The sequence below is a fragment of the Sporosarcina sp. Y352 genome (assembly GCF_056786535.1).
In genome coordinates, this window is sequence record NZ_JBXCJE010000045.1 from 1 (window position 1) to 542 (window position 542).

Sequence of the window (542 nt, forward strand, 5' to 3'; positions counted from 1 at the left end):
TTTCCCTTCGGGGACAGTGGTGACAGGTGGTGCATGGTTGTCGTCAGCTCGTGTCGTGAGATGTTGGGTTAAGTCCCGCAACGAGCGCAACCCTTGATCTTAGTTGCCAGCATTCAGTTGGGCACTCTAAGGTGACTGCCGGTGATAAACCGGAGGAAGGTGGGGATGACGTCAAATCATCATGCCCCTTATGACCTGGGCTACACACGTGCTACAATGGATGATACAGAGGGTTGCCAACCCGCGAGGGGGAGCCAATCCCATAAAATCATTCCCAGTTCGGATTGGAGGCTGCAACTCGCCTCCATGAAGCCGGAATCGCTAGTAATCGTGGATCAGCATGCCACGGTGAATACGTTCCCGGGTCTTGTACACACCGCCCGTCACACCACGAGAGTTTGTAACACCCGAAGTCGGTGGGGTAACCCTTACGGGAGCCAGCCGCCGAAGGTGGGACAGATGATTGGGGTGAAGTCGTAACAAGGTAGCCGTATCGGAAGGTGCGGCTGGATCACCTCCTTTCTAAGGATTATTACGGAATG

Annotated in this window: 1 rRNA gene; it reads left to right on the plus strand. The window is 54.6% G+C overall.

What is annotated here, in order from left to right:
• A 16S ribosomal RNA gene (locus AC1TO6_RS21145) occupies positions 1-522 on the plus strand; the annotation flags it as partial.
• Positions 523-542 lie beyond the last annotated feature (20 nt).